Consider the following 26,516-nt stretch of genomic DNA (forward strand, 5'->3'; position numbering starts at 1 on the left):
GACCGCATCGACGGTGCGTCGCAAATCGACGGGAAGAAAGGGAGAGGCATGGCGGGACCGCTTTCGGGCGTTCGTATCATCGAAATGGCGGGACTCGGGCCGGGGCCGTTCGCGGGCATGATGCTCGCCGACCACGGTGCGGAGGTGATCCGCGTCGACAGGCCGGGCGGGGCGCCGGAGACGGTGCTCGGCCGCTCGCGCCGCTCGATCGTCGTCGACCTGAAATCGCCGGAGGGAAACGCGGTCATCCGCAAGCTGGCGAAGACCGCCGACGGCCTCATCGAAGGGCTGCGGCCGGGCGTGATGGAACGGCTGGGGCTCGGCCCGGACGTGCTGCTCGGCGACAATCCGCGCCTCGTCTACGGCCGCATGACGGGATGGGGGCAGACCGGCCCGCTCGCCCACGCCGCCGGACACGACATCAACTACATCGCGCTGGCAGGCGCGCTCCACGCCTACGGCCGCGCGGGCGATAAGCCGACGCCGCCGATCAACATGGTCGGCGACTTCGGCGGCGGCGGCATGATGCTCGCCTTCGGCATGGCCGCGGCGCTGCTCTCGGCGCAGAAGACCGGCAAGGGACAGGTGATCGACGCCGCCATGACCGACGGCGCGGCGGTGCTGATGAGCATGATCTGGGGCTTCTACGGCGAAGGCGCGTGGAAGGACGAGCGCGGCGTCAACATGCTCGATACCGGCACCCATTTCTACGACACCTACGCGTGCATGGGCGGCGGCTACATCTCGATCGGTTCGATCGAGCCGCAGTTCTACGCCGAGTTGCGCCGCCGCGCGGGGCTGGAGCACGACCCGGATTTCGACGCGCAGATGGACCCGTCGCGCTGGGGGCGCCTGAAGGACAAGCTGACCGTGCTGTTCCGCACGAAGACGCGCGAGGAATGGTGCGCGCTGATGGAAGGGACGGACGTGTGCTTCGCGCCGGTGCTGTCGCTCGCCGAGGCGCCGTCGCACCCGCACAACGCGGCGCGCGGCACGTTCATCGAGCTCGGCGGCATGACGCAGCCCGCGCCCGCGCCGCGCTATTCGGAAACCCGCAACGACACGCCGACCCCCACGCCGCGCGCCGGGGCGGACACGGCGGCGATCCTCGGCGAACTCGGCTATTCGGATGCGGAGATCGCCGCGCTTGCGGATGCAAGGGCCGTCGCCACATGATGCGCGCCGCCGCGGCCCTTCTGCTGCTTGCCGCGACGGCGGACCCGTCGCTCGCGCAGGCGCGCAAGGAGAAGGACGACGCGGCGGTCGCGGCGCTGAACAATCCGGCGCGGCTCGTCACCATCGGCGACCACGCCCGTGCCTCCAGCGACTTCATGCTGGCGCTGAGCTTCTACGAACGCGCGCTCGGGATCGATCCCGGCTTCGTGCCCGCGCTCAGGGCATCGACCGAAGTGGCGCTGGCGATGCGGATACCGCAGGCGCTGTCCTACGCCGAGCGCTGGGTGCGGACGACGCCGAAGGACGGGCTCGCCCACCTCGCGGTCGGGGCGGCGCTCGTGCAGCAGAACCGGCCCACGGAGGCGCAGAAGTCGTTCGCCCTCTCCGAAGCCGCCGGGGGGCCGCCCGCGGCGATCGCCATGCAGCGCGGGCTCGCCTTCGATCTGCTCGGGCAGAGCCGCAACGCGCAGATCGCCTATGCGGACGCGATGCAGCGCGTGCCGGGCGACCGTTCGGTCGTCGAGCACCTGGCGCTCAGCCTCGCGATCGGCGGCGACAACGAGGCGGCGATGCAGCTTTTGCAGCCCGAGGCCGATAAAGCCTCGGGCCAGCCGAGCTTCGAGCGGACGCTGGTGCTGGTCCATGCGCTCGGCGGGCGGCTCGATCTCGCGCGGCGCATCGCGAGCGCCAACCTCAGCCCGCAGGCGTCGGCGGCGGCGGGCGATGTGCTGGAACGGATCACCAGCCTGCCGACCCCGGCCGCGAAGGCCGCCGCCGTCCACCTCGGCATCCTGCCGGACGTGGGGCGGCCCGCCGCGCAGGCCCCGGCGACGGTGCAGGCGCCTGCTCCTGCGCCTGCGCCGCAGCAAACGGCCCCGCCGCCGCCTGAACCCGAGCCCGAACCCGAGACGGTGGCGCAGGCGCCCGTGATCGAAACCCCGCTGCCGCGCGCGCCTGAACCTGTACCCGCGAAGCCTGCGGCCGAGAAACCCGCTACCGGACCTGTTGCCGCGAGGCCGGCACCAAAGCCGGAACCGCTGCCCGCCGGTCTGCCGAAGCTCTCGGCGGCGCAGCTCAAGGCGGCGCATGTCTGGCTGCAACTGTCGAGCAGCCCGGACCGCGCGCTCGTCGCAAGCGACCTCGCGCGCTTCAAGCGCAAGGCGAGCGCGATCGGCAACTACAACGCCTATGTGCAGGACGCGGGTGGTACGCACCGCCTGCTGATCGGCCCGTTCCGCTCCGCCGACGACGCGCAGACGGTATCCCGGCGGCTGAAGGCGGCGGGCGTCGACTCCTACATCAACCGCGCTCCGGCCGGGTCCGCCATCGCGCCGCTGTGATGCTGGCGCCCTACGCCTCGAACCCCGCGGCTTCGCGGGGGCGGCTTCATCCCGAAAGCCCGAGCGCGCACCGTGACGCCTTTCAGCGCGACCGCGACCGCATCATCCATTCCACGGCCTTCCGCCGCCTCAAGCACAAGACGCAGGTGTTCGTGTCGCCCGACGGCGACCATTTCCGCACGCGCCTGACGCACAGCCTCGAAGTGGCGCAGATCGGCCGTGCCGTCGCGCGCACGCTGACGCTGAACGAGGACCTGACCGAAGCGCTCTGCCTCGCGCACGATCTCGGGCACCCGCCGTTCGGCCATGTCGGCGAGGACGTGCTCGCCGAGCGCATGGCGCCATGGGGCGGGTTCGACCACAACGGCCACACGATCCGGATGCTGACGACGATCGAGGCCCGCTACGCCGACTTCGACGGCCTCAACCTCTCGTGGGAGACGCTGGAGGGCCTCGCCAAGCACAACGGGCCGGTGACATCGCCGGGCTGGGCGCTCGCGGGCTATAACGCCGTCCACGATCTCGACCTCGCGACGCACGCGGGGCCCGAGGCGCAGCTCGCCGCGCTTGCCGACGACATCGCCTACGACAACCACGATCTCGACGACGGGCTGCGCGCGGGGCTGTTCTCGCTCGGCGAGGTCGCCGCGGCGGTGCCGCTCGTTGCCGAGTGTCTGGACGCCGTGCAGGCGCAGCATCCGGGCGCGCCCGACGACAGGCTCGCCGCCGAACTCGTGCGGTTCCAGATCGGCCGCATGGCCGACGACCTGATCGAGGAGACCTCCCGACGACTGGCCGCGCTCGCGCCGGGGGACGTGGACGCCGTCCGCGGCGCCGGTGCGCCCGTCGTGGGCTTTTCCGAAGCGATGCAGGCGGCGGAGCGCGATCTGAAGCGCTTCCTTTATGCGAACATGTATTTCCACGCGCGCAACCTCGCGATGCGGGACCCCGCCGCGGCGGTCACGGGCGCGCTGTTCGACATGCTGCACGGCGATCCGGCGCTGCTGCCCCCGGATTGGCGCGCGCGTCTTCCGGGAACCGAGCCGCAGCGCGCGCGTCACATCGCGGATTTCATCGCGGGCATGACGGACCGCTACGCGCTGAAGACCTTCGAGGCGCTGGGCGGGAGGATCGACTTCCCGCCCGGCGCGATCATCTGAGACGGTGCCGCCGCCTGCCCGCCTATCGGCAAGGCGGCGACGTCAGTCCCTTGGCGCGCGCGGGGAAAGCGGTGTAAGGCCCCGGGCAAACCTCAATCCTTGCAGATAGCGGGCCTGTTCGTGAGCACTGTCTTTGAAACCTATACGGCGGCGGTCCATGCCGCGCTCGATGCGCTGGAGGCGGCGGGAACGATCCCGGCCGGGCTCGACCGCAAGGCCGTGGCGCTGGAGCCGCCGCGCGACCCGTCGCACGGCGACCTCGCCACCAACGCCGCGATGGTGCTGGCGAAGCCCGCGGGCAAGGCGCCGCGCGCGATCGCCGGGCCGCTTGCCGCAGAGCTTGCCAAGGCGGCGGGCGTGGCGTCGGTGGACGTCGCGGGGCCGGGCTTCATCAACATCCGCCTCGACCCCGCCGTGTGGACCGGCGAGCTGAACGCCATCCTCGCCGCGGGCGGCGACTACGGCCGCACGGGCATGGGGAAGGGTGTGCACGTCAACGTCGAGTACGTCTCGGCGAATCCCACGGGGCCGATGCACATGGGCCATTGCCGGGGCGCCGTGGTCGGCGACGCGCTTGCCGCGCTGCTCGAATTCGCGGGCCACAAGGTGACGCGCGAATATTACGTGAACGACGCGGGCGGGCAGGTGGACGTGCTCGCGCGCTCGGCGCACCTGCGCTACCGCGAGGCGCTGGGCGAGGCGATCGGCGAGATCCCGGAAGGGCTCTACCCGGGCGACTATCTGAAGCCGGTGGGCGTGGCGCTCGCGGCGGAATTCGGCGATACCTACGTGGACAAGCCGGAGAGCGACTGGCTGGCGCTGTTCCGCACGCGCGCGGTGGACGCGATGCTCGCGCTCATCAAGGCGGACCTCGCGCTGCTCGGCATCCACCACGACCTGTTCTCGTCCGAAGCCGCCGTGCAGGCGGCGGGCGAGGCGGACCGCGCCGAGGCGGAGCTGCGCGCCAAGGGCTATGTCTACGAGGGCGTGCTCGAACCGCCGAAGGGCGAGCTTCCCGACGACTGGGAGCCTGTCGAGCTGACGCTGTTCCGCTCCACCGCGTTCGGGGACGACGTGGACCGGCCGCTCAAGAAATCCGACGGCTCGTGGACCTATTTCGGCGCGGACATGGCCTATCACCGGCTGAAGGCGGAGCGCAGCGACCAGCTGATCGACATCTGGGGCGCGGACCACGCGGGCACGGTGAAGCGCATACAGGCGGCGGTCGCGGCGCTCACCGGCGGCAAGCCGTTCGACGTGAAGCTGGTGCAGATGGTGCGTCTGTTCCGTGCGGGCGAGCCGGTGAAGATGTCGAAGCGCTCGGGCTCGTTCGTGACGCTGGCGGACGTGGTGCGCGAGGTCGGCAAGGACGTCGTGCGCTTCATGATGCTGACGCGCCGCGCCGACGCGCCGCTCGATTTCGACTTCGCGAAGGTCGTCGAGCAGTCGAAGGACAACCCGGTCTTCTACGTGCAGTACGCGCACGCCCGCATCCATTCGCTGGCGCGGCGCGCGGCGGAGGCGGGCATTGCCGTCGGCACGCCGACCGCGGACGATCTCGCCCGGCTCGATAGCACCGAACTCGATCTGGTCCGGCTCGCCGCGCAGTGGCCGCGGATCGTCGAGGCGGCGGCGAACGCGCACGAGCCGCACCGCATCGCCTTCTATCTCGGCGATCTCGCCGCCGCGTTCCACGCCAACTGGAACCGGGGCAACGACGACCCGTCGAAGCGCTACCTGATCGAGGGCGATGCCGGCATCACCAACGCGAGGCTGGCGCTGGCGCGCGGGCTGGGGCAGGTTATCGCCAACGGCCTCCATGTGATGGGCGTGATCCCGGTCGAGGAGATGCACTGAGATGGCGCGCGGCTATCGGGACGACGAGGACGACGAGGCGCTGCCGTGGCTGGAGCCCGCGGAGCCCGAGGACGAAGAGGAAGCGTCGTCGTTTCCCTATCGCGGCCTCATCATCGCGGGCGCCGCCATCGTCGCGATCGTCGCCGTGCTCTGGTTCGTCGCCGAATGGATCGGCGGCGGGCGCGGCCCCGATACCGTCGCCGCCATCGACGAGGTGCCGCTCATCCAGGCGCCGGAGGGTCCCTACAAGGTCCGCCCCGAGAATCCCGGCGGGCTCGACGTGGACGCCGACAGCCTGACGCACTCGGTTGCCGAGGGGCGGGACCCCGGCGGCGAACTGGCGCTCGACGTGATCCCCGAGGAACCGGTGCCGGTGATCACCACGCCGCCGGTGCGCAGCGCGCCGGTGCCGGAACCCGGCACGGCGGTGACGGCGCAGAAGGCGCCCGCCGAAAAGGCGCAGCCGAAACCGGCCGAGACGCCTCCCGCGAAGGAAACGCCGAAACCGGAGGCGCAGAAGCCTGTACCCAAGCCGGAACCGAAACAGGAAACGCCGAAGCCCGAGCCCGCGAAGCCGGCCCCTGCGCAGGCCGCGGGCAATGTCACCGTCCAGCTCGGCGCGTTCAACAGCGCGGCGAGCGCCGATCAGGTGTGGTCGAAGCTGTCGGGGCGTGTCGGCGCGCTCGGCGGCCTTCGGAGGTCGGTGCAGCCGGTCGAGACCGGCGGCAGGACGCTCTACCGGCTGCGCGCGGGCGGCATCGCCTCCGAAGCGCAGGCGGCGAGCGTCTGCGCGGCCGTGCAGGCGGCGGGCGAGCAGTGCGTGATCGTGCGCTGAGCCGCGCGTGACGCCGCTGCTGCTCGGCCTTTCGGGCCTGACGCTCACCGAAGACGAACGCGCGCTGTTCAAGGCGGCGGACCCGGCGGGCTATATCCTTTTCGGGCGCAACATCGGCGCGCCGGAGCAGGTGCGGGCGCTCACCGCCGAGCTGCGCGCGCTGGCGGGGCGGGACGACCTGCCGATCCTCATCGACCAGGAAGGCGGGCGCGTCGCGCGGCTCGGGCCGCCGCACTGGCCGCTGTTCCCGCCCGCGCGGCGTTTCGGCGAGGTGTTCGCCGTCGCGCCCGTCACCGCCATCGAGGCGGCGCGGATCAACGCCAGGGCGATCGCCGTCGTGCTCGCCGATCTCGGCATCAGCGTCGATTGCCTGCCGGTGCTCGACGTGCCGGTGCCGGGGGCGCACGACATCATCGGCGACCGCGCCTATGCGCTGGAGCCCGGCGTTGTCGCCTCGCTCGGCGACGCGACGCTGCGGGGGCTGCGCGAGGGCGGTGTCGTCGGCGTCGTCAAGCACATCCCGGGGCATGGGCGCGCGGCAACGGACAGTCACCTCGAACTGCCGGTGGTCACGGCGGACCGCGCTGTGCTCGAAGCCGATTTCGCACCGTTCCGCGCGCTTGCCGCCGCGCCGATGGCGATGACGGCGCACGTGCTCTACGAAGCGCTCGATCCTGATGCCTGCGCCTCGCAGTCGAGGGTGGTCGTCGAGCAGACGATTCGGGGCACGATCGGCTTCGACGGGCTGCTGATGGCCGACGACCTCGGCATGAGCGCGCTGGGCGGCACGCTCCCCGAGCGGCTGGCGGGCGTGCTCGCGGCGGACTGCGACCTTGCGCTCCATTGCAGCGGCGATTTCGCGGAGAACGCCGCGCTCTGCGAGGCCGCGCCGCCGATGACGGCGCAGGCGCTCGCGCGGCTGGCGCGCGCGATGGCGTGGGCGGTGGACGGGGCGAGCGCCGACGGCGAAACGGACGTCGCGGCGCTTGTCGCGAGGCGTGACGCGCTGTTAGTCTCCGCCGCATGACCGGGATCGTCTCGCTCGACTTCAACGGCAGCGAAAGCGAACGCCTGAACCTTGACATCGAGGGCTGGGAAGGGCCGCTCGACGTGCTCTTGCACCTCGCGCGGGCGCAGAAGGTCGATCTGGCGCGAATCTCGATCCTCGAACTCGTCGAGCAGTACCTCGCCTTCATCGCCGACGCGAAGACGCTGCGGCTGGAACTGGCCGCCGACTATCTGGTGATGGCGGCGTGGCTCGCCTACCTCAAGTCCTGCCTCCTGCTGCCGAAGGAGGAGCAGGAGGAGCCGAGCGCCGAGGAGCTGGCGCTGCGCCTGCAACTCCGCCTCCAGCGGCTCGACGCGATGCGCGAGGCGGGCGCGCGGCTGATGGCGCGCGACCAGATCGGGCGCGACGCCTTCATGCGCGGCGCGCCGGAGGGCGTGCGCGTGGTGAAGAACGCCGCGTGGGATTGCGAACTCTACGACCTTCTGAAGGCCTACGGCGCGATCAAAAGCCGGCAGGGACCGCGCGAGTACGCGGTGCGGCGGCGGCCGGTGTTCTCGCTCGAAGAGGCGCTGGAGCGGCTCGAATCGATGCTCGGCACCGCGCTCGACTGGACCGTGCTGTCGAGCTTCCTGCCCTCCGGCATCACCGACGACGACTTCCGCCGGTCGAGCGTCGCGAGCAGCTTCGTCGCCGCGCTCGAACTCACGCGGCTCGGCAAGACCGAGCTGTCGCAGGCGGACAGCTTCGCCCCCCTCTATCTCAGAAAGCGCCAATGAGCGACACGATTGACGACGATCTCCGGTTCCAGCGCATCATCGAGGCGACGCTGTTCGCCGCCGACAAGCCGCTGACGCGCGAGCAGATCGCCGAGTTCCTGCCCGAAGGCACGCCGGTGCAGCCGCTGCTCGACGCGCTCGCCGAAAGCTACGCGCCGCGCGGCGTCAACCTCGTGCAGCGCGGCGGCAAGTGGCATTTCCAGACGGCGGCGGACCTCGGCGACATATTGCGCCGCGAGGAGGAGCAGTCTCGCAAGCTCTCGCGCGCGGCGCTGGAGACGCTGGCGATCATCGCCTACCACGAGCCGGTGACACGCGCGCAGATCGAGGAAATCCGCGGCGTTTCCATCTCCAAGGGCACGCTCGACGTGCTGATGGAGGCGGGGTGGGTGCGCCCCGCGGGCCGCCGCGAGGTGCCGGGGCGGCCGCTGCTCTATGCGACGACGCAGGGCTTCCTCGTCCACTTCGGGCTGACCAGCCGCCGCGACCTGCCGGGCCTCGCCGAGCTGAAGGCGGCGGGGCTGCTCGAACCGATCGACGCGGCGCTCAACCAGCTCCAGTTCGAAAAGCCGCCCGAAAGCCCGGAAGCCGACGAGTCCGATGCCGAGGAGGAAATGGACGACGAGGCCCTCTAGGATTCGCATTTTTGCTTGCGGGGGACTAGACAGGGGCTGAGACGCTGCCGATATCGCGGGCGGCGGAAACGGAGTACGGACCATGGGTGGTTTCAGCATCTGGCATTGGCTGATCGTCGGCATCGTCGTCATCCTGCTGTTCGGCAAGGGCCGGATTTCGGACGTGATGGGCGACCTCGCCAAGGGCATCAAGAGCTTCAAGAAGGGCCTCGCCGAGGAGGAAACGCCCACCCCGCCCCGCCAGATCGGCCAGACCTCCGATCAGACGATCCGCAGCGAAACGCCGCAGGAAACGCCGCGTAGCTGATAGTCCTCCAGCCGGACGGTTAGATGTTCGACGTCGGCGCGCCCGAACTCCTGCTGATCGCGATCGTCGCGCTTCTCGTCGTGGGGCCGAAGGATTTGCCGCGCCTGCTGCGCACGGTCGGCAACTGGATGGGCAAGGCGCGTGCGACCGCGCGGCACTTCCGCACCGGTGTCGACGCCATGATCCGCGAGGCGGAGATGGAGGACATGCAGAAGCAGTGGGAAGCACAGAACGCCGCGATCATGAAGGCGCACCCCGCGGAGCCGGACACGCCTGTGTCGGCCGACGATAGCTCCGAGGCCGCCACGCCGCCCGCCGAAACGCCGCCCGATACCGGCAAGACGCAGCCATGAAAGACATCGACGACAGCAAGGCCCCGCTGCTCGATCACCTGATCGAGCTGCGCCAGCGCCTGCTCTACTGCGTCATTGCGCTCGTGGTCGCCTTCGCCGCCTGCTTCACCTTCGCCGACGAGATTTTCGCCTTCCTCGTCCAGCCGCTCGTGAAGGCGCAGGCCTCGCAGCTCATCTACACCAAGCTCTACGAAGCCTTTTTCGTGGAGATCAAGGTGGCGCTGTTCGCGGCCTTCCTGATCGCCTTCCCGATCATCGCGAACCAGCTCTGGCTGTTCATCGCGCCGGGACTGTATCGCTCGGAGAAGCGGGCATTCCTGCCGTTCCTGATCGCGACGCCGGTCCTGTTCGCGCTCGGCGCGGCGCTTGCCTACTACGTGGTGATGCCGACCGTCTTCAAGTTCCTGCTCAGCTTCCAGACGACGGAGGCCGGCATACCGCAGCAGGCGCTGCCCGCGATGGACGATTACCTGTCGTTCGTGATGGGGCTGATCTTCGCGTTCGGCTTCTGCTTCCTGCTGCCGGTGCTGCTGATGCTGCTGGCGCGTGCCGGGATCGTCAATGTCGCGCAACTCCGCGCGTTCCGCCGCTACGCGATCGTCGGGGCGTTCGTCGTGGCGGCGGTGCTGACGCCGCCGGACGTGATCTCCCAGCTGTTGCTGGCGATCCCGCTGATGTTTCTCTACGAGGCGGGCATCATCGGCATCGTGCTGACCGATCGGCGCGCCGCGAAGCTTTCGACCGCGGAGGAAGCCGGGGACGCAGCCGAGTAGCCGCGCCCCGTTTTTCCAAGTCCTTACGCTTACTTCGCTGCGTCCTCGACCGTTTCACCGGCCGACTGCACGTCCTTGCCGACGCCTTCGACCGTGTTGCAGGCCGCCGCGGCCAGCAAGGCCACGATCACGGCGAGTTTCGCACCCGTTTTCTTGCGCATGTTCTTTCTCCCAACAAATCGCTCATCGAAAACGGTCGGCACCTCAATAGGTTTCATTGGCCGTTCCGCCTGCGACACAAAAAAGAAAAGAGCCCGATGCCGGCGGGGGAGCAGGCAAACGGGCTCTGTTAGGACAGCGAGAGCGGGGGGCAGATTTCGCTGTCCGTCACGCATCAACGGCGAATCGCCGGCAGGGTTCCATCGCCTGAAAGAAATTTATCCCGCCCCGATCCGAACATTGATCAGGCTCTCGGCTTCAAGGGGAATTCGACGATGTAGCAGGGCACCCCGGCATCGAAGGTCATGCGGCCGCGAAGCTGGCGGACCATGCCGCTGACGATGCGCGCGGCGGCGCGGGTTTCCGTCGGTGCCAGCGGATCGTCCTTTCCGAACGCGTCGGAACAGATGCGAAGCTCGCCGCCGTTTTCCGTGCGGGTGACGTGGATGTCGATCACCAGCCTGTCCCGGCCCCCGGCGGCCGCGAGGCGGGAGGCGAAGGCGATGACCTCGGTGATGAGGAAGGCGAGCGGCACCGCGGCGTCCTGGCTGATGTGCAGGCGCTCGAGGTGCGTGTTGATGCGCGGCTCGACGAGCTTGGCGGTGGGGATGATCTGCTGGAGGCTGGCGCAGAGATCGTGGGCCAGCGCCGTGAAATCGACCCCGTGCGCGTCGCTTTCCTCGTAGAGCCAGCGATGCACGATCGAGAGCGCGCCGACGCGCATCTGGATGCTCGCGTAGGCGCGCGCGACATCGGCGCCGTCCGCCTCGCGGGCCTGGATGCTGATCAGGCTGGCGATGATCTGCAGGTTGTTCTTGACGCGGTGGTGGACCTCGCGCGTCAGGCGGCGCTGTTCGGTGAGCGCGGTGTCCACCTCCTGCCGCGCCTCGGCCATGTCCTTCGCCATCGCGTCGAACGTCTCGGCGAAGGCCTGCATCTCGTCGGTCTGCCCGGCGCGCCCGGACAGGCGCACGCGGTCGTCTCCGGCGCCGTAGGCGCGCACGCCGGTCGCCATGTGCTGCAACGGGTGCACGACGAACCGCCGCACGACCATCCAGCCGATGAGCAGCGCGGCGATCCACATCAGCGACGGGGCCGCGATCGCGAGAATGTCGGCGAGCGCAAGACGCGCGGCGGGGACGACGGTGGTGAGCGCGAACGGCGCGATCGACAGCGGCCCTGCCGCGACCACCTGGTCGCGCCCGCCGGCTTCGCGGACACGCCGCACCGTGAGCAGGCCGCCCGGCGCCGTGATGCCGCGCGGCGGATTGCCGACGATCGGCGTGTCGCCCAGCCAGACCGTGGCGGCGCCCTCCATCGCCGCGATCTCGCCGAGGCGGGCCTTCAGGCGCGAAACGGACGCGGTTGCAACGACGAGGCCGGGTTCTCCTGCCGTCGATTCTTCGCGGACCGCGAAGAACACGTGGTCGCCGCCCGGCCAGATCAGGTTCTCGCGCCCGCCTTCCGCCGCCAGCCGCGTGAGTTCCGCGGTGGAGGGCTTGGCATTGCCCCGGCTTTCGCAGATCGGGCGGCCGAGCGCGTCGGCCCAGATGATCGCGTCGAACGTCTCGGCGTCGTCGAGCGCATTTGCCGCCTCCGTGTTGCACGTCCGCCCGTCGTGAAGGCCGCTTTCGTTGCGGAGCAGGGCGCGCAGGACCAGGAAATCGACGCTGAGCAGGTCGTCGACGACGCGCGCCGTTGCGCGGAACTGGTTCTCGGCGCGCACCAGCTCGGCCTCGCGCGTGCTGCGGATGCCGTCGGCGGCGAGCACGGCGGCGAGAATGCCGATCGGCAGCAGGGCCAGCGTCAGCGCGACCGCGAGCTGAAACGACAGTGAACGTCTCGGCCCCGAACCTCGGGTTTCTGGTTTTTCCGGCATCGTCCCAAACGAACTTAAGTATGGGGCGAAACAAAAGAAAGCCTCGACCGTTCCACTGCTGGACGTCACTTTCGAGGGGCCGGGCACCGTTCGGGCGTGACCCGGGTTTTAGGAGGCAGAAGACAACATGACATTGGCTGCGAAGCTCGCGCCGCATCTCCCGCTGCTCCGCCGCTACGCGCGGGCGCTCACGGGAACGCAGCGCGACGGGGACACCTACGTGCGCGCGGCGCTGGAAGCGATCGTCGGGGCGCCGCAGGATTTCCCGCGCGACGTGGACGAGCGGCTGGCGCTCTACCGCACCTTCCACGTCATCTGGTCGTCGTCGAACATCGACGTGGACTCCGAGGAGCCGGCGGCGTCCGATTTCGAACGCGTCGCCCACGAGCGCCTCGCAGCGATCACGCCGCTGTCGCGGCAGGCGCTGCTGCTGACGGCGATGGAAGGCTTCTCGCACGAGGACGTCGGCTATCTGATCGACCTCGACCCGGACAGCGTCTCGGGCCTCGTCAAGGAAGCGATGGACGAGATCGGCCGCCAGACGCGGACGCGCGTGCTCATCATCGAGGACGAGCCGATCATCGGCATGGACCTCGACAGCATCGTCCGCGATCTCGGCCACGACGTCACCGGCATTGCCGTGACGCGCGACGAGGCGCTGGCGCTGGCGATCGAAACCGAGCCGGGGCTCGTGCTCGCCGACATCCAGCTCGCCGACGACAGCTCGGGCATCGACGCGGTGAAGGACATCCTCGGCCGCTTCTCGGTGCCCGTGATCTTCATCACCGCCTTTCCGGAACGCCTGCTCACCGGCGAGCGCCCGGAGCCGACCTTCCTCATCACCAAGCCGTTCCAGCGTTCCACCGTATCGGCGGCCATCGCGCAGGCGCTTTTCTTCAACAGCACGGCGGCGATGCGATGACGGTTCGCTCCCGCCGCCTTGTGAACGGGCGGCCGGGGGCATAGCGTTCACGACACAGGAGCCAATGGCCATGGAACAGGACCACGAAACACTGAGGACGAACCAGGCGAGGGCGGGGGAAACCCCGCATGTCGTCCGCTACGTCCTGATGTTCTCGGTCGCGATGGTGGTCGCGATCTTCGCGGCGATGCTGTTCTTCTGGTCGCGATGACGATGAGAGCGAGGGGGAGGGAATGATCGAGCAGAAGGTGGGCCGCCAGGGCGGCGCCAGTCCCGTGAGCGCCGACGTGATCGGCGGGTTTCTGCGTTCCGCCTACGCGGAAGCGGCGACGCAGCCGCTGCCGCAGGTGTTTCTGGACCTGCTCGCGCGGCTCGAGACGAGCCGCGAGGAAACAGGCAAGGATCGGCTTTCCGACAAGGCGTTCAAGGACGAGCTCTCCTCGGTCATCCCGCAGCTCCGCGCCTTCGGGCGGTCGCTTTCGGGGAACCGCGACATGGCGGACGATCTCGTGCAGGAAACGCTGCTGAAGGCGTGGGCCGCGCGCGACCGCTTCCAGGCCGGGACGAACATCCGCGCGTGGACCTTCATCATCCTCAGGAACCTGTTCCTCAGCCAGATGCGCCGCGCGCGCTTCAAGGGCGAGTGGGACGAGCTGGTCGCCGACCGTCTGCTCTCCGCGCCCGCCGGGCAGGACAAGCAGATCGAGCTTGCCGACCTGCAGCGCGGCCTCCTCGAACTGCCGCAGGCGCAGCGCGAGGCGCTGATCCTCGTCGGCGCGGGCGGCTTCGCCTACGAGGAGGCGGCGACGATCTGCAACTGCGCGGTCGGAACCATCAAGAGTCGCGTCGCCCGCGGCCGCGCGGCGCTCGAGTCGCTGATCGCGGAAGGCAGGCTGCCGTCGCGGCGCGGTTCCGACGCCTCCGGCACGACGGCGCTTGACGACATCATGGGACAGGTGGATCAGCTGGCGCGCGACTAACGAAAGGGTTCTCCTTGGCGGAGAAGACGCCAGCGCTGCCGGCCGAACTTGCACGTATCCTCGACGCGGGCATTGCCGCCGCGCCCGGGGATGTGGACGCCTGCGCGCGCGCATGGGCGCATTCGCCGTACCTGCGGGCGCTGATGCGCCGCGAGGAGGAGGTTCTTCTGCGCTACCTCGCGGAAGGCCCCGAACCGCTGATGGACACGGCGCTGGCGCTGCTCGATGCGCCGGACGCGGACGGCGGCACGATGCGCGAGGCGAAGCGGATCGCCGCCATCGCCATCGCGCTTGCCGACATTTCCGGCCGCTGGCCGCTCGAAACGGTGACGGCGGCACTGTCCGACCTCGCCGACCGCGCCATCGACCGCGCCATCCGCATCGCCGCCAGCGAACGCACGCCCGGCGCCGGGCCGGACGGCTTCACCGCCATCGCGCTCGGCAAGCTCGGCAGCCGCGAACTCAACTACTCGAGCGATGTCGACCTGATCCTGCTCTACGACCGCGACCGGCTCGCCGTGCGCGAGGGCGACGACCCGGACAACACCGCCGTCCGCCTCGCCCGCCGCATGGTCGAGTTGATGCAGACCCGCGATTCGGGCGGCTACGTGTTCCGCGTCGACCTTCGGCTGCGCCCGGCGTCCGAGGTGACGCCGATCGCCATGCCGATCCGGGGCGCGGAAACCTACTACCAGTCCGAGGCGCTGGCGTGGGAGCGGGCGGCGTTCATCCGCGCCCGCGCCGTGGGCGGGGACGTGAAGATGGGCGAGGACTTCCTCGCCGCGATCGAGCCGTTCGTCTGGCGCCGCTCGCTCGACTACACGGCGGTGCGCGACATCCAGGACATGTCGCTGATGATCCGCGACCACTACGACGAGCGGCAGGCGGTCGGTCCCGGCTACGACCTGAAGCGCGGGCGCGGCGGTATCCGCGAGGTCGAGTTCTTCGCGCAGATCCACCAGCTGATCTTCGGCGGGCGCGACTGGACGCTGCGCCAGCCCGCGACGCTCGATGCGCTCGCGGCGCTGGTCGCGGCGGAGCGCATCAAGCCGGCGGAAGCGGAAACGCTCGCCGCGGCCTACCGCGTGCTGCGCACCGCCGAGCACCGGCTCCAGATGCTGGAGGACGCGCAGACGCACCAGATCCCGACGCGCGCGCCGGAACGCAAGGACCTCGCCCTGCTCGCTGGCTATCGCGACTGGGCGGCGATGGAGCGGGAGATCAAGCGCCATGCGGCCGCCGTCGGCCGCATCTACGACGCGCTGATCGCCGAGGCGGAGGTGGACCGGTTGCCGCGCCAGCCCGCCCAGCTCAAGGCGGCGCTGAAGAAAGCCGGGATCGGCCCGCACGCCGATCTCGCCGACCTCATCGGCCGCTGGCGCGACCGCAGCTACCGCGCGCTTCGCAGCGACGCGGCGCAGCGCCAGCTCGAAACCGCGCTGCCCGGTCTGGTGAAGGCGTTCTCGGAAGCAGGGACGGGCCGGGAGGCGCTGCTGCGCTTCGACGATTTCCTCGGCGCGCTGCCGTCCTCGATCCAGTTCTTCGCGCTCATCGAGGCGAATCCGCGCGTCGCGCTGCTGCTCGCGCGCGTGCTGGAACTGGCGCCGGTGCTGGCAGGAAAGCTCGCGCGGCGGCCGGAGATCGTCGACATCATGCTGTCGAACGAGGCGTTCGCGCCGCTGCCGTGCGCCGAAGACCTCACCGACATGCTGCGCGCGCGCCTGCGCCGCCACGGCGCGCTCGAACTGAAACTCGACGAGGTGCGGCGCTTCGTTGCGGAGCGGCGCTTCCAGCTCGGCGTGCAGATCATCGAGGGCGGCGCGGACCCGATCCGCGTGGGGCGCGATCATGCCAAGCTCGCCGACGCCGCCATCACCGTGCTGGCGGACGCGGTGCAGGCCGAGTTCGCCGAAACGCACGGGCGCGTGCCCGGCGGGCGGCTGCTCGTGCTCGGCTTCGGGCGCTACGGCGGGTCGGTCCTCACGGAAAAATCCGATCTCGACCTCGTCTTCCTGTTCAGCGGCCATCACGAGGCCATGTCGGACGGCGCGAAGCCGCTCCCTGCGACGACATGGTTCAACCGGCTCGGCCAGCGGCTCACGGGCGCGCTCACGGTCAGCACGGCGGCGGGGCCGCTGTTCGAGGTGGACACGCGCCTGCGCCCTTCCGGCCAGCAGGGGCTGCTCGCGGTCAATATCGACACGTTCGCGCGCTACCAGCTTGAGGAGGCGTGGAGCTGGGAGCACATGGCGCTCACCCGCGCCCGCGTCGTCTACGGCGCGGACGAGGACCGTGCGGCGGTTTCGGCGGGCATCGCCGCGGCGCTCATGAAGCCGCGCGACACCGAGCGCTTCAAGGCCGAGGTGCTGGAGATGCGGGGCGACATGGTGAAGGCGCATCGCGACGGCGGCCTCTGGGACGTGAAGCACGCGGCGGGCGGGCTCATCGACCTCGAGTTCATCGTGCATTTCCTCCAGCTTTCCCGCCACGAGGGCTTCGATCCCGATCTCGGTGCGGCGACGGCGCACTTCGCGGCGGCGGGCGCGCTGCCGGAGGACGTGCCGGGCGCCCACGACCTGATGACGCGCCTGCTCGTCGTGCTGCGGCTGATCGAGGGCGACGAGCCGCCGAAGCAGCCCGCGGCAGCGAAGGCGATGATGGCCGCCGCGACCGGTTTTGCCGATTTCGACGCATTGAAAGCGGCGCTCGATGACGCCAAAAGGGCCGTGCTTGCCGCTTGGGAGGCGGTGTTCGAGGTCAAACGAAAGGCACGATGATGGCAAAGCCCGGTTCGAAAGCACCCGCCTTCACGCTCGACAGCGAGGACGGACCGCTGTCCCTGAAGGACTTCGCGGGGAAGAAGCTCGTCCTCTATTTCTATCCAAAGGACGACACCTCCGGCTGCACGCGCGAGGCGATCGACTTCACCGGCCTGCTCCCGGAATTCGAGAAGGCCGATACCGCCGTGCTCGGCGTTTCCAAGGACACGGTCGCGAAACACGGGAAGTTCCGCGCGAAGCACGGCCTCGGCGTGAAGCTCGGCTCCGATCCCGATGCGAAGACGATCGAGGCCTACGGCGTGTGGGTCGAAAAGACGCTGTACGGCCGCAAGTACATGGGCATCGAGCGCGCCACCTTCCTGATCGGCCGCGACGGCAAGATCGCCGAGGTGTGGCACAACGTGAAGGTGCCGGGCCATGCGGAAGCGGTTCTGAAGGCGGCGCAGGCGCTTGGCTGACACGATCGGCGCGGCGGCTGCCGCCGTCCTGCTGACGGCTGATTCGGCGGAGAAGGCCCGGCTTTCGCGGCACCACGCGGCGCGTTGGCGCGCAGGCGAGCTCGCCGCCGTCTACGACGTGCCGATGCCCGACCGCCCGTCCCGTCCGGCGCGGCCCGAACTGCTGCCGCCGTCGCGGATGCCGAAGCGCGGCCGGGCGGGGTCCGAGCGCAGCCGCATCGCGCTGCTGCACGCGCTCGCGCACATCGAGTTCAACGCCATCGACCTCGCGTGGGACGCGGCGGGCCGGTTCGGCGGGGCCATGCCGCGCGCCTTCACCGACGACTGGGTGGCGGTGGCGGACGACGAGGCGCGGCACTTCATGCTGCTCGCCGACCGGCTTGCGGACCTCGGCGCAGCCTACGGCGATCTCCCCGTGCACGACGGCCTGTGGGAGGCTGCGATGGCCACCGCCGACGACCTGCTCGCACGGCTCGCCGTGGTGCCGCAGGTGCTCGAAGCGCGCGGGCTCGACGTGACCCCCGCGACCGAATCCCGCCTGCGCGCGGCGGGCGACGACCTCAGTGCCGACATTCTGAACACGATATACCACGATGAAATCGTTCATGTTTCGGTAGGGAATCGCTGGTTCCGGCACCTCTGCGCAGAGCGGCGAATCGAACCCGTCCAAACGTTCCAGCACCTCGTCGGTTCCCGATTCAGGGGAACGTTGAAACGCCCCTTCAACGACTCGGCGCGAATCGAGGCCGGTCTGACGCCGGCGTTTTATGATTCACTTGCAAGCGGTTAGGCGGCTTGTCACCACACACTCCGGGCTCGGAGGGCATGGGGTCCAAACACGAGTTAGACGAGTCAATTGCGCGGAAAATCGCTTTCGCGCAGTGCGGGGGTCTTAATTTGGTGCTGGATATAAGCAAGGTCGCATCCGGGCTCCGGGACAAGGTCGCAAAGCGGCTGCCCGAGCGCGAATTCCTTCACTACAAGCGCGATGTCGGGATGCAGGTGTACCGCCTGACGACGCGCGCGCAGGTCCTGGGCCTCACCGGCCTTGCCGCGCTGCTCACCTACACGGCGGTGGCGACGAGCGCGATGATCGGCAGCAGCACGATCGAGGCAACGGCGGAGAACGAGGTTTCCGCCATGCGCGCCGAGCTTGCCGCGCTGCGCCAGGGCGTCGCGACGACGACGGCGCGCGTCGAGCAGCGCCAGCAGTTCCTCGCCCAGCTCGTTTCCGGCAAGGCGAACCCGTCGCAGCTCGCCGCACTGATGCCCGCGCTTGCGGCCCCTGCCGCCCTCGGCGGTTCGACGGTCCTGAAGCCGCTCGCCGAGCTCGACCGCGCCCAGCTTGCGCTTGCCGATCATGCCCGCACGGCTGCCGAGGCCCGCTTCGAGAAATCGAGCGCGCTCATTCGCCGTCTCGGTCTTCAGCCGGCGCGTTTCCTCAGGCAGTCGACCTTCGGCATGGGCGGGCCCGAGGAGAAGGCGGAGTCGCCGCTCGCGGGCGCCGAGCCGCAGTTCAAGGCGCTGTTCGTGAGCTGGCAGAAGCTCGACCTGCTCGAAAAGGGCATGAGCGCGATCCCTTCGCTGAAGCCGGTGAAGGCCTACACCTACACCTCGGGCTACGGCGTCCGCTATGATCCGTTCACGGGCGACACGGCGATGCACAAGGGCGTCGACCTCGCCGGGCCGGTCGGCGAGCCGATCCATGCGGCGGCGGACGGCGTTGTCGTCGACGCGCGCTATCATCCGGGCGGCTACGGCAAGTACGTCGAGATCGACCACGGCGCCGGAATCGTCACGCGCTACGGCCACATGTCGCGTATCGCCGTGAAGAAGGGCGACCGCATCGCCCGCGGCGAACAGATCGGCGGCATGGGCTCGACGGGCCGTTCCACGGGCAGCCACCTGCACTACGAGGTGCTGATCGACGGCCGTCAGGTGAACCCGATGCCGTTCCTCGAGGCCGGCGACAGGGTGCTCGCGGCGCAGCAGAGCGCCGGTGCCATCGCGGTCGGCGGACCGGTGGAGCCGGCAGGTCAGTAGTTGAACACCGCCCGCGCGCGCCCTATCTCTGGCGCATGAGCGGACTCCATCTCACTGAAGCTGCAGCGGCGCGTGTCGCTGCCATCGCCACCCGGCAGGGGGGCGTGCCTGCAATCCTGCGGCTTTCCGTCGAGGGCGGCGGCTGCGCGGGCTTCCAGTACCGCTTCGGCCTTGAAACCGAGATCGCGTCCGACGACCTCACGACCGAAACGGCAGGCGTGAAGCTCGTCGTCGATCCCGTGAGCCTCGATCTGCTCGAGGGCTCCGAGGTGGATTTCGTGGAAAGCCTTGGCGGCGCGTCGTTTCAGGTGCGCAATCCGAACGCCGCCTCCGGCTGCGGTTGCGGCACGTCCTTCTCGGTTTGACCGGGCGTGCGCGGGGCGCTAGCCCTGCGCCATGCGTATCGCCACCTTCAACGTCAACGGAATCGCCGCGCGCCTGCCGCGCCTTCTCGAATGGCTGGAAAGCCGGAAGCCCGATGTCGTCTGCCTGCAGGAGGTGAAGTGCATCGACGAGCGCTTCCCGGCGTCGGACATCGAGGCGCTCGGCTATCACGTGCTCGTCCACGGCCAGAAGAGCTTCAACGGCGTCGCCATCCTCAGCCGTGAGCCCGCGACCGAGGTGCAGCGCGGGCTTCCCGGCGATGATGCCGACGAGCAGGCACGCTATCTCGAAGCCGATGTGAACGGCGTTCGCATCGCCTCCATCTACCTGCCGAACGGCAATCCGCAGCCGGGCCCGAAGTTCGACTACAAGCTCGCGTGGATGAAACGGCTGGAGGCGCGCGCGGCAGTGCTGCTCGCCTCCGAAACGCCGACGGTGCTTGCAGGCGACTACAACGTGGCGCCCGAGGACCGCGACGTGTTCAGCATGCAGGCGATGGCGGACGACGCGCTCGTGCAGCCCGAATCCCGCGCCGCGCTGCGCCGGATCATCCACCAGGGCTGGACGGAGGCGCTGCGCGCCGTGCATCCGGCGGACGATCACCTCTATACGTTCTGGGACTATCAGGCGGGCTGCTGGCCCCGGAACGCGGGCCTCAGGATCGACCATTTCCTGCTCTGCCCGCGCGTCGCCGACCGGCTGACGAATGCCACCGTGGACCGCGAGGCGCGCGGGGCCGAGAAGGCCTCCGACCACGCGCCGGTGTGGATCGACATCGTCTAGAGGGCTTTTTCGTAGACGCGGTAGGTCTTGGTGATCTTCGATTCGATCACGTCGGCGATTGACTTCATCGGGCCGTTGTCGTCGAGGATCCAGCCGATCTCGCCCTGCGTCGCGCCGTAGCGCGCCACCGCCGCGCGGCGGATGTGCTCGATCATCAGGAACGCCATGAAACTCGCGAGGCGGCTGCCTTGCAGCGTCTTCCTCACGCCCATCAGCGGCACGCGCATCCGGCGCACCTTCGGCTTGCGGAGGCGCCAGAGCAGCTTCGCCCAGCCGAAGGGCAGAAGCTTGCCGTCGAGGTCGGCGGTCAGCTCGTTGACGTCGGGCAGGGTGATCATGAAGGCGACCGGCTCGCCGTCCACCTCGCAGATGCGGATCAGGTCCTCGAACACGATCGGCTTCAGCTTCTTGCCGACGTAGGCGACCTCGCTCGGCGTCAGCGGAACGAAACCCCAGTTGTCGGACCATGCGTCGTTGAGGATGTCGAGGATCAGCGCGGCTTCCGCGTCGAAGCGCGACTTGTTGACGTTCCGCATCCGGATGCGGCTCGATTTCTCGGCGGCCGCGACGATGCGGCCGACGGCGGGCGGGAAACCCGCCTCGATGGGAAGCTCGTAGGTGTGGAGGTCCTTCACGCCCGCATAGCCGCGCGCCTCGATCAGCGGCGCGCAGTAAGGGAGGTGGTGCCCCATCATCACGGTCGGCGGCAGGTCGAAGCCGTCGACGAGAAGCCCCGGCTCGTCCCAGATCGACAGGCTCAGCGGCCCGAGCGACCGGGTCATGCCCTTCGCCTTCAGCCAGGTTTCGGCCGTGTCGAGCAGCGCCTTCGCGACATCGGCGTCGTCGATGCACTCGAACATGCCGAACTGGCCGGTGCCCGCGCCCATGTGCTTCAGCACGAGCTGGTCGACCTGCGCGGAGATGCGCCCCACGGGCTTTCCATCCCTGCAGGCGAGCCAGAAGGCCGCCTCGGCGTGCTCGAACCACGGATTGCTCTTCACACCGCCGATGAGGCCGTGCACCTCGGATTTCAGAGGCGGCACCCAGTTCGGGTCATGCGCGTAGAGCGTCCACGGCAGGTCGACGAAGACCTTGCGGTCGGCGGGCGTCGCGACCGGCCGGATTTCGATGCTGCCCCCCATATGCGGGTTCAGGCGGCCTTTTTCATGCGCTGGCGCGGGTGCCCTTCGGCGACGCCGCCGGACAGCTTCGCCACCCACGGCCACTGCTCGGCGGCCTCGGGCGTGTAGCCGAGGTTGAACACCGTCTCGCTCTTCTCCGGCCGCTCGCCGCGCTGGTAGTAGGTGCCGAACAGCTTGTCCCACATGAAGTTGGTGATGCCGAAGTTGCCGTCCTCGTCGTGGAAATGATGCTCCATGTGGCGCGCCTTCATTTCCACCAGCCACGGCGACTTCGGCTTGTAGGCGAGGTGCTGGATGCAGTGGCAGAACTCGTAGAAGCAGGTGGTGAGCAGGCCCGCCGCGAAGCCCCACGCCGCGCCGCCGATGCCGCCGATGAGGTAGCCGACGGGAATCGTGACGATCGCGATCGTCGGCAGCGTCGTGTAGAGCGCGCCGAACAGCACCTCGAGGTGGTTCGGGTCCTGGTGGTGATCGTAGTGGATGCGCTTCCACGTCCGCGCCGTCAGCGGCGACTTGAACATCCAGCGGCTGTGCAGCACGTAGCGGTGCAGCAGGAACCACGCGAGCGGATAGGCGGCAACGGCGATGGCAACGGCCGCAGCGCCGCGCAGCAGCGTCGTCGGGTAGGCCCACGCCACGTAGAGAGAGACGGCCGTCAGCAGCAGATACGTCTGAATCGCATAGTACTGGAAATAGGCGACGACGAGCTCGCGGAATGTCATCTTCGACAGGTTGTGGCTCTTGCTCCACATGCCGAGCCGATAGCCCTTGAGCAGCTGCATGGTACGGGACCTTCTGAAAATCAGGCGGCATGGCCGCAAACTACGGGATGCTTAATCCCGCCCCAATGCGGCAACTTTACGACGACCGCGTGGCGGGAGCCAGACCGATGTGCGCGCCGAGGCTGCCGAGGGCGCTGCGATCCGAGCGGGCGAGCCCGAAACGCAGGCCGAGCCAGATCACGCCCAGCATCAGCGCGAACATCGCGGGCAGCTCGATATAGAAGCGGGCGTGCGCCAGCCCGAGGTCGGCGACCACGAGACTCGCCGCGCCCACGAGCCCGAGGCCGACGCAGAGCGCGAAGCGCCAGCCGAACGGCCGGAAGCCGTGCGCGATGGTCAGCTCGGCAAGCGGCAGGAGCGCGTTGGCGACGCTCGCCGCGGCCACCGCCCACGCCATGCCGACGGCGCCGTCCGCCGGCACCCGCCACCACGTGACCGCGGCCCAGACGCCGACGGTGAGCACGCCGTTGACCGTGGGCAGCAGGCGGTGGCCGATCATCTCGATCACCGGCCGGGCCGGGCCGATCGCGGTTTCGATGCCGCGGCCGATGACGAGCACGACGAGCACGGGCAGCGCCGCCACGGCATCCGGCGTGAACAGCCACAGGATGCGGTCGCCGATCAGGCACAGGAACGCGGCCATCGGCAGCACGACCACGGTCGAAAGCCGCGTCGCGAACGCATAGAGCGGCTCGATGGCGAGGCGGTTGACGGCGGCCTGCGCGGCGGTGAGCGGGGCCAGAACGTACTGGAACACCTGCTGTAAAAGCTGCGGGATGGTCGCCACCTTGCGGGCGATGCCGTAAAGGCCCGAGGCGACGGCGCCCGCGTTGCCGGGAATAAGCGCGTTGATGACGAGCGGCGGCAGGTCGATCAGCACGCGGTACACCACGTTGATCGGCAGCAGGCTGATGCCGGTGACGAAGACATGCCACGAAATGCGCCCGTCGAACGGCGTGTGCCACATAGCGCGGACGTCGTAGTAGCGGGCGAGCAGGCGGACGGCGAGGATCGCGGTGACGAACAGCGAGGCCGTGTGCGCCGTGACGAGCGCGAGCGTGTCCCACCCCGCGAGGAACAGCCCGAAGGCGAGCACGAGGCGCACGCACTGCTCCCAGAACAGCCGCAGTCGCACTTCGGGGCCGAACGCGCGGCGCGCGCGGGCCGCCGCCGTCACCAGTTCGATGAACGACCACAGCGGCAGGCCGGGCGCGAAGATGATGATGGCGAGCCGCATGTCCGCGGCCTCGCGCGGGCCCGCGTTGACGAGACCGGCAAGATCGCCCGCGAACATGATGGCGAGCGCGGCGACGGCGATGCTGGGCACCACGCCGAGGAGCAGCGCCGCCTTCAGCGCGGCGAGTACCTCGCGCTCGCTCCGCGACTGCGGGATCACCCGCTGGAGCGCGCGCGTGATCGCGAGGTCGGCGACGTTGGAAACGGTGTTCACCGCCGCCCACAGCACCGTGTAGACGCCGTAGACGGCGATGCCGAACATCCACACGTAGGCGGGCTGCGACACCACCTCGACGAGCGCGCCGAGGCGAGACAGCGCAACGACACCCGCGCCCTTGGCGACGTCCGACTTGGCAACGGGTGTGTTCATTCCTCGGTCCGGAACAGCACCGCTTCACCGACGAGGAAGAACAGCAGGAACGGCGCCCAGCCCGCCGCCCACGGCGGCACGGTGCCGAACTCACCCATCGCGACCATGAAATTGTCGGCGACGAAATAGGCGAAGCCGAGCACCATGCCGACGACGGCGCGCGCGAAGAGCCTGCCCGACCGTGCGAGGCCGAAGGCGGTCACGGCGCCGAGCAGCGGCATCAGTACGGCCGAAAGCGGCAGCGAGACCTTGTGGTAGAGCGCGACGCGCAAGGAATCCGTGCCGCGCCCCACCGCTTCGAGAAGGCGCGTCTGCCGCCAGAGGTCCACGATGTTGGTCCGATCGGGGTCGGGCACGCGCATGGTGAAGCGGTCGGACTCGACGCCCGTGCCGAGCCGGACCTGCGGCGCGTGCGAGAGGGCGCCGGTGCGCACGGTGAAGATGCGGACGTTCTCCAGCAGCCAAGCGTCGCCGTCCGGACGCCCGCTTTCGGCGTTGATAATCTGGCGCAGGCGGCTGCCGTCGCGGCGATCGACGCGCACGCCGTGAAGCCGCGTTTCCGCGCCATTTCCGGTCACGCTGTCGGCATGGATGATCTCGCGCCCCTCGCGCACCCACACGTCGGTGAGCGGGTTCGTGTCGATCTCCGTATCGCGCCGGTATTCGGCCTTCTCCCACGCGATAAGCTCGGCGTTCGTCCGCACCAGCACCAGCTCGTTGAACGCGAAGTGGACCAGCGAGACGCCGAGCGCCGCCGCCATCATCGGGTAGAGGATCTGGTGCGCGGAAAGCCCGGCGGCGCGGAAGATCGTCACCTCGCTGTTCTGGCTCAGCGTCGCCATCGTCACGAGCGCGCCGAGCAGCACGGAGAAGGGCAGGAACTGCGAGACGAGCTGCGGAATGCGAAGCTGCACGTAGCGCAGCAGCTCGGCGTTGCCGTTGCCGTCGATGGCAAGGATCTTGTTCGACTCGTTCAGCAGGTCGAGCGTCTGCAGGATCGCGACGAGGCCGATCGCGAAGGCGAGCGTCCGGATCATGAACATCCGCGCCGTGTAGGTCGCGATGGTCGGCGAGGGCCAAAGCGAAAGCGCGCTGCTCATGCCGCCTGCGTCCTCGCGAAGCGGCGGCGGATCAGGCGCCACAGGCTGACGACCCACTTGGTGGCAATGCCCGCGCCGCGCTCGATCATCGCGATCGGCTGGCCGCCCGGGACATTCGCGAGCACGTGGAAGAACCATGCGCAGAGCAGGCTGAACGCGACGAAGCTGCCCCACTGGCTGAGCGCGATGTCGGCCTTGCCCGCCGCGCCCGATCGCTCGGCGGCCTCCGAAATCTCGTTGTAGACGATGAGGATGGTGAGCGCCGCGAACACGCCGACCGCCGAGGTCGATCGCTTGGGCGGCACCGCGAGCGCCACGGCGAGCAGCGGGATCACCAGCACGGCGAACACCTGCACGAGCCGCCGGTGCAGGTTCGCGCGCACGGCTTCCCGATTCTTCTCGGTCGCGGTGCCCTGGCCGAGATAGCCGACGCGGTAGAGCTCAGGCAGCGTCAGCTCGTTGTCGTCGGCTTCGGCGCCGCGGATGCGGAACAGCTCGATCTGTGGCAGGTCGATCGGCAGGTCGTGCATCCGGAAGGTCAGCACGCGCGGCTGCCTGTAGCCCGGCGCGTCGTGGACGAGCGTGCCGTCGGTGAGCCTCAGCAGGATCACGTCGGGGTCGTCGGTGGCGAGGAAGGTGCCGCGCGCCGCCGTGACGGAGACGGTCTTGCCGTCGGCGCTCTGGCCGCTGACGAAGATGCCGCGCAGGTCGCGGCCGTGGTCGCGGCTCTCCTCGACGCGGAGCGTGGTGTTGCGCGCCACCTGCACGAACTCGCCGACGTCGATGGTCGCGCCGAGCGCGCCCGAGCGCAGCTCGAACTCAAGGCCTTCATAGGCATAGCGGCTGATCGGCTGGATGAAGCCGACGATGAGCAGCGTGAGGAGCCCGAGCAGCAGCGCGTACATGTAGGGCACGCGCAGCATCCGCATGTAGCTGATGCCGACCGCGCGCATGGCGTCGAGTTCGCTCGACAGCGCAAGATTGCGGAAGGCGAGCAGCACGCCGAGCAGCAGTCCCACGGGGATGCCGAGGCCGAGATATTGCGGGATGAGGTTGCCGAGCATCCTCCAGACGACCGACGCCGGCCCGCCTTCGTTGACCACGAAGTCGAACAGTTTCAGCATCTTCTCCAGCAATAGCAGCATGGCCGCGATCATCAGCGTCGCGAACAGCGGCACTGCGATCAGCCGCGCCATGTACCTGTCGAACCGGGCCAGCATCTCTTGGTTTTGTCGATCCTTGGTCAAATTTTGGCCGCAAGCGGACCCGATACCACG

27 protein-coding genes are annotated in these 26,516 nt (G+C 69.3%); 20 read left to right on the forward strand and 7 right to left on the reverse strand.

The annotated features are described in order from the left end of the window. The first annotated feature begins 48 nt into the window (after positions 1-48). The 11 genes from PE061_RS12220 (at position 49) to tatC (ending at position 10,221) form a co-directional block, all read left to right on the forward strand. Complete coding sequence (locus PE061_RS12220) at positions 49-1,176, forward strand: CaiB/BaiF CoA transferase family protein (protein ID WP_271255559.1); 1,128 nt, start codon at positions 49-51, stop codon at positions 1,174-1,176. Then, positions 1,173-2,516, forward strand: coding sequence for an SPOR domain-containing protein (locus PE061_RS12225; protein WP_271255560.1), 1,344 nt, complete (start codon positions 1,173-1,175; stop codon positions 2,514-2,516). The genes PE061_RS12220 and PE061_RS12225 overlap by 4 nt, the downstream gene beginning before the upstream one ends. Further along, the gene (locus tag PE061_RS12230) at positions 2,516-3,676 is read left to right on the forward strand and encodes a deoxyguanosinetriphosphate triphosphohydrolase (RefSeq protein WP_271255561.1); all 1,161 of its coding nucleotides are present in this window, start codon (positions 2,516-2,518) and stop codon (positions 3,674-3,676) included. Before PE061_RS12225 ends, PE061_RS12230 begins: the two co-directional genes overlap by 1 nt. Before the next feature lie 120 nt (positions 3,677-3,796). Beyond that, positions 3,797-5,533 (forward strand): arginine--tRNA ligase, encoded by a 1,737-nt coding sequence (gene argS / locus PE061_RS12235; protein WP_271255562.1) that lies wholly within the window; start codon positions 3,797-3,799, stop codon positions 5,531-5,533. A gap of 1 nt (position 5,534) precedes the next feature. Further along, positions 5,535-6,368, forward strand: a complete 834-nt coding sequence (locus PE061_RS12240; RefSeq protein ID WP_271255563.1) for an SPOR domain-containing protein — start codon at positions 5,535-5,537, stop codon at positions 6,366-6,368. A 7-nt stretch (positions 6,369-6,375) separates the two neighbouring features. After that, on the forward strand, positions 6,376-7,395 hold the full coding sequence (nagZ, locus tag PE061_RS12245) for a beta-N-acetylhexosaminidase (RefSeq protein ID WP_271255564.1): 1,020 nt from the start codon (positions 6,376-6,378) through the stop codon (positions 7,393-7,395). Continuing rightward, positions 7,392-8,153, forward strand: a complete 762-nt coding sequence (locus PE061_RS12250; protein ID WP_271255565.1) for a segregation and condensation protein A — start codon at positions 7,392-7,394, stop codon at positions 8,151-8,153. The genes nagZ and PE061_RS12250 overlap by 4 nt, the downstream gene beginning before the upstream one ends. Beyond that, a complete protein-coding gene (scpB, locus tag PE061_RS12255) occupies positions 8,150-8,788 on the forward strand; it encodes an SMC-Scp complex subunit ScpB (RefSeq protein ID WP_271255566.1) in 639 nt (212 codons plus the stop codon). Before PE061_RS12250 ends, scpB begins: the two co-directional genes overlap by 4 nt. An 82-nt stretch (positions 8,789-8,870) precedes the next feature. Beyond that, entirely contained in the window at positions 8,871-9,095 is a 225-nt protein-coding gene (locus PE061_RS12260; protein ID WP_336296994.1) for a twin-arginine translocase TatA/TatE family subunit, read from the forward strand. A gap of 23 nt (positions 9,096-9,118) precedes the next feature. Further along, the gene (gene tatB, locus PE061_RS12265; protein ID WP_271255567.1) at positions 9,119-9,448 is read left to right on the forward strand and encodes a Sec-independent protein translocase protein TatB; all 330 of its coding nucleotides are present in this window, start codon (positions 9,119-9,121) and stop codon (positions 9,446-9,448) included. Further along, the gene (gene tatC, locus PE061_RS12270) at positions 9,445-10,221 is read left to right on the forward strand and encodes a twin-arginine translocase subunit TatC (protein WP_271255568.1); all 777 of its coding nucleotides are present in this window, start codon (positions 9,445-9,447) and stop codon (positions 10,219-10,221) included. The genes tatB and tatC overlap by 4 nt, the downstream gene beginning before the upstream one ends. A 29-nt stretch (positions 10,222-10,250) precedes the next feature. Here tatC and PE061_RS12275 read toward each other — a convergent pair whose 3' ends face one another. After that, positions 10,251-10,382 carry an entericidin A/B family lipoprotein gene (locus tag PE061_RS12275; protein ID WP_271259187.1) on the reverse strand — a complete coding sequence of 44 codons (132 nt, stop codon included), beginning with the start codon at positions 10,380-10,382 and terminating at the stop codon, positions 10,251-10,253. Between the two features lie 242 nt (positions 10,383-10,624). Next, the gene (locus PE061_RS12280; RefSeq protein ID WP_271255569.1) at positions 10,625-12,259 is read right to left on the reverse strand and encodes a sensor histidine kinase; all 1,635 of its coding nucleotides are present in this window, start codon (positions 12,257-12,259) and stop codon (positions 10,625-10,627) included. A 127-nt stretch (positions 12,260-12,386) separates the two neighbouring features. On the opposite strand from PE061_RS12280, the gene PE061_RS12285 reads away from it, so the two are divergent. The 9 genes from PE061_RS12285 (at position 12,387) to xth (ending at position 20,609) form a co-directional block, all read left to right on the forward strand. Further along, positions 12,387-13,181, forward strand: a complete 795-nt coding sequence (locus PE061_RS12285) for a response regulator (RefSeq protein WP_271255570.1) — start codon at positions 12,387-12,389, stop codon at positions 13,179-13,181. Between the two features lie 70 nt (positions 13,182-13,251). Further along, a complete protein-coding gene (locus PE061_RS12290; RefSeq protein WP_271255571.1) occupies positions 13,252-13,392 on the forward strand; it encodes a hypothetical protein in 141 nt (46 codons plus the stop codon). A gap of 22 nt (positions 13,393-13,414) precedes the next feature. Further along, positions 13,415-14,161, forward strand: coding sequence for a NepR family anti-sigma factor (locus tag PE061_RS12295; protein ID WP_271255572.1), 747 nt, complete (start codon positions 13,415-13,417; stop codon positions 14,159-14,161). Positions 14,162-14,175: 14 nt separating this feature from the next. Continuing rightward, entirely contained in the window at positions 14,176-16,938 is a 2,763-nt protein-coding gene (locus PE061_RS12300) for a bifunctional [glutamine synthetase] adenylyltransferase/[glutamine synthetase]-adenylyl-L-tyrosine phosphorylase (RefSeq protein WP_271255573.1), read from the forward strand. After that, the gene (locus PE061_RS12305; RefSeq protein WP_271259188.1) at positions 16,938-17,399 is read left to right on the forward strand and encodes a peroxiredoxin; all 462 of its coding nucleotides are present in this window, start codon (positions 16,938-16,940) and stop codon (positions 17,397-17,399) included. Before PE061_RS12300 ends, PE061_RS12305 begins: the two co-directional genes overlap by 1 nt. After that, positions 17,392-18,189 (forward strand): ferritin-like domain-containing protein, encoded by a 798-nt coding sequence (locus PE061_RS12310; protein ID WP_271255574.1) that lies wholly within the window; start codon positions 17,392-17,394, stop codon positions 18,187-18,189. The genes PE061_RS12305 and PE061_RS12310 overlap by 8 nt, the downstream gene beginning before the upstream one ends. Before the next feature lie 110 nt (positions 18,190-18,299). After that, the gene (locus PE061_RS12315) at positions 18,300-19,442 is read left to right on the forward strand and encodes a M23 family metallopeptidase (protein ID WP_271255575.1); all 1,143 of its coding nucleotides are present in this window, start codon (positions 18,300-18,302) and stop codon (positions 19,440-19,442) included. A 35-nt stretch (positions 19,443-19,477) separates the two neighbouring features. Then, positions 19,478-19,807, forward strand: a complete 330-nt coding sequence (erpA, locus tag PE061_RS12320) for an iron-sulfur cluster insertion protein ErpA (RefSeq protein ID WP_271255576.1) — start codon at positions 19,478-19,480, stop codon at positions 19,805-19,807. 31 nt (positions 19,808-19,838) lie between these two features. Continuing rightward, positions 19,839-20,609: an exodeoxyribonuclease III gene (gene xth / locus PE061_RS12325; protein WP_271255577.1), complete on the forward strand. Its 771-nt coding sequence runs from the start codon at positions 19,839-19,841 to the stop codon at positions 20,607-20,609. On the opposite strand, the gene PE061_RS12330 is transcribed toward xth, so the two are convergent. The 5 genes from PE061_RS12330 to PE061_RS12350 all read right to left on the reverse strand — a co-directional run bounded on the left by PE061_RS12330 (position 20,606) and on the right by PE061_RS12350 (position 26,459). After that, entirely contained in the window at positions 20,606-21,751 is a 1,146-nt protein-coding gene (locus tag PE061_RS12330; protein WP_271255578.1) for an N-acetyltransferase, read from the reverse strand. The genes xth and PE061_RS12330 overlap by 4 nt on opposite strands. Before the next feature lie 8 nt (positions 21,752-21,759). Next, the gene (locus PE061_RS12335) at positions 21,760-22,533 is read right to left on the reverse strand and encodes a sterol desaturase family protein (RefSeq protein ID WP_271255579.1); all 774 of its coding nucleotides are present in this window, start codon (positions 22,531-22,533) and stop codon (positions 21,760-21,762) included. 76 nt (positions 22,534-22,609) lie between these two features. Continuing rightward, positions 22,610-24,139: a lipopolysaccharide biosynthesis protein gene (locus PE061_RS12340; RefSeq protein ID WP_271255580.1), complete on the reverse strand. Its 1,530-nt coding sequence runs from the start codon at positions 24,137-24,139 to the stop codon at positions 22,610-22,612. Next, positions 24,136-25,239, reverse strand: a complete 1,104-nt coding sequence (gene lptG / locus PE061_RS12345) for an LPS export ABC transporter permease LptG (RefSeq protein ID WP_271255581.1) — start codon at positions 25,237-25,239, stop codon at positions 24,136-24,138. The genes PE061_RS12340 and lptG overlap by 4 nt, the downstream gene beginning before the upstream one ends. Continuing rightward, a complete protein-coding gene (locus PE061_RS12350) occupies positions 25,236-26,459 on the reverse strand; it encodes an LptF/LptG family permease (protein WP_271255582.1) in 1,224 nt (407 codons plus the stop codon). Before PE061_RS12350 ends, lptG begins: the two co-directional genes overlap by 4 nt. Positions 26,460-26,516: the final 57 nt, after the last annotated feature.

The organism is Sphingosinicella microcystinivorans, from assembly GCF_027941835.1.
Lineage (GTDB): Bacteria > Pseudomonadota > Alphaproteobacteria > Sphingomonadales > Sphingomonadaceae > Sphingosinicella.

What these genes read in the sequence shown, in the direction of transcription:
- PE061_RS12290 (WP_271255571.1), top strand. Translation starts at nt 13,252, where the DNA reads ATGGAACAGGACCACGAAACACTGAGGACGAACCAGGCGAGGGCGGGG.
- lptG (WP_271255581.1), bottom strand. Translation starts at nt 25,239, where the DNA reads ATGAGCAGCGCGCTTTCGCTTTGGCCCTCGCCGACCATCGCGACCTAC.
- PE061_RS12240 (WP_271255563.1), top strand. Translation starts at nt 5,535, where the DNA reads ATGGCGCGCGGCTATCGGGACGACGAGGACGACGAGGCGCTGCCGTGG.
- PE061_RS12260 (WP_336296994.1), top strand. Translation starts at nt 8,871, where the DNA reads ATGGGTGGTTTCAGCATCTGGCATTGGCTGATCGTCGGCATCGTCGTC.
- tatC (WP_271255568.1), top strand. Translation starts at nt 9,445, where the DNA reads ATGAAAGACATCGACGACAGCAAGGCCCCGCTGCTCGATCACCTGATC.
- scpB (WP_271255566.1), top strand. Translation starts at nt 8,150, where the DNA reads ATGAGCGACACGATTGACGACGATCTCCGGTTCCAGCGCATCATCGAG.
- PE061_RS12285 (WP_271255570.1), top strand. Translation starts at nt 12,387, where the DNA reads ATGACATTGGCTGCGAAGCTCGCGCCGCATCTCCCGCTGCTCCGCCGC.
- tatB (WP_271255567.1), top strand. Translation starts at nt 9,119, where the DNA reads ATGTTCGACGTCGGCGCGCCCGAACTCCTGCTGATCGCGATCGTCGCG.
- xth (WP_271255577.1), top strand. Translation starts at nt 19,839, where the DNA reads ATGCGTATCGCCACCTTCAACGTCAACGGAATCGCCGCGCGCCTGCCG.
- PE061_RS12225 (WP_271255560.1), top strand. Translation starts at nt 1,173, where the DNA reads ATGATGCGCGCCGCCGCGGCCCTTCTGCTGCTTGCCGCGACGGCGGAC.
- PE061_RS12220 (WP_271255559.1), top strand. Translation starts at nt 49, where the DNA reads ATGGCGGGACCGCTTTCGGGCGTTCGTATCATCGAAATGGCGGGACTC.
- PE061_RS12335 (WP_271255579.1), bottom strand. Translation starts at nt 22,533, where the DNA reads ATGCAGCTGCTCAAGGGCTATCGGCTCGGCATGTGGAGCAAGAGCCAC.
- PE061_RS12250 (WP_271255565.1), top strand. Translation starts at nt 7,392, where the DNA reads ATGACCGGGATCGTCTCGCTCGACTTCAACGGCAGCGAAAGCGAACGC.
- PE061_RS12305 (WP_271259188.1), top strand. Translation starts at nt 16,938, where the DNA reads ATGGCAAAGCCCGGTTCGAAAGCACCCGCCTTCACGCTCGACAGCGAG.
- PE061_RS12350 (WP_271255582.1), bottom strand. Translation starts at nt 26,459, where the DNA reads ATGCTGGCCCGGTTCGACAGGTACATGGCGCGGCTGATCGCAGTGCCG.
- PE061_RS12280 (WP_271255569.1), bottom strand. Translation starts at nt 12,259, where the DNA reads ATGCCGGAAAAACCAGAAACCCGAGGTTCGGGGCCGAGACGTTCACTG.
- PE061_RS12230 (WP_271255561.1), top strand. Translation starts at nt 2,516, where the DNA reads ATGCTGGCGCCCTACGCCTCGAACCCCGCGGCTTCGCGGGGGCGGCTT.
- PE061_RS12275 (WP_271259187.1), bottom strand. Translation starts at nt 10,382, where the DNA reads ATGCGCAAGAAAACGGGTGCGAAACTCGCCGTGATCGTGGCCTTGCTG.
- PE061_RS12330 (WP_271255578.1), bottom strand. Translation starts at nt 21,751, where the DNA reads ATGGGGGGCAGCATCGAAATCCGGCCGGTCGCGACGCCCGCCGACCGC.
- PE061_RS12340 (WP_271255580.1), bottom strand. Translation starts at nt 24,139, where the DNA reads ATGAACACACCCGTTGCCAAGTCGGACGTCGCCAAGGGCGCGGGTGTC.
- PE061_RS12295 (WP_271255572.1), top strand. Translation starts at nt 13,415, where the DNA reads ATGATCGAGCAGAAGGTGGGCCGCCAGGGCGGCGCCAGTCCCGTGAGC.
- erpA (WP_271255576.1), top strand. Translation starts at nt 19,478, where the DNA reads ATGAGCGGACTCCATCTCACTGAAGCTGCAGCGGCGCGTGTCGCTGCC.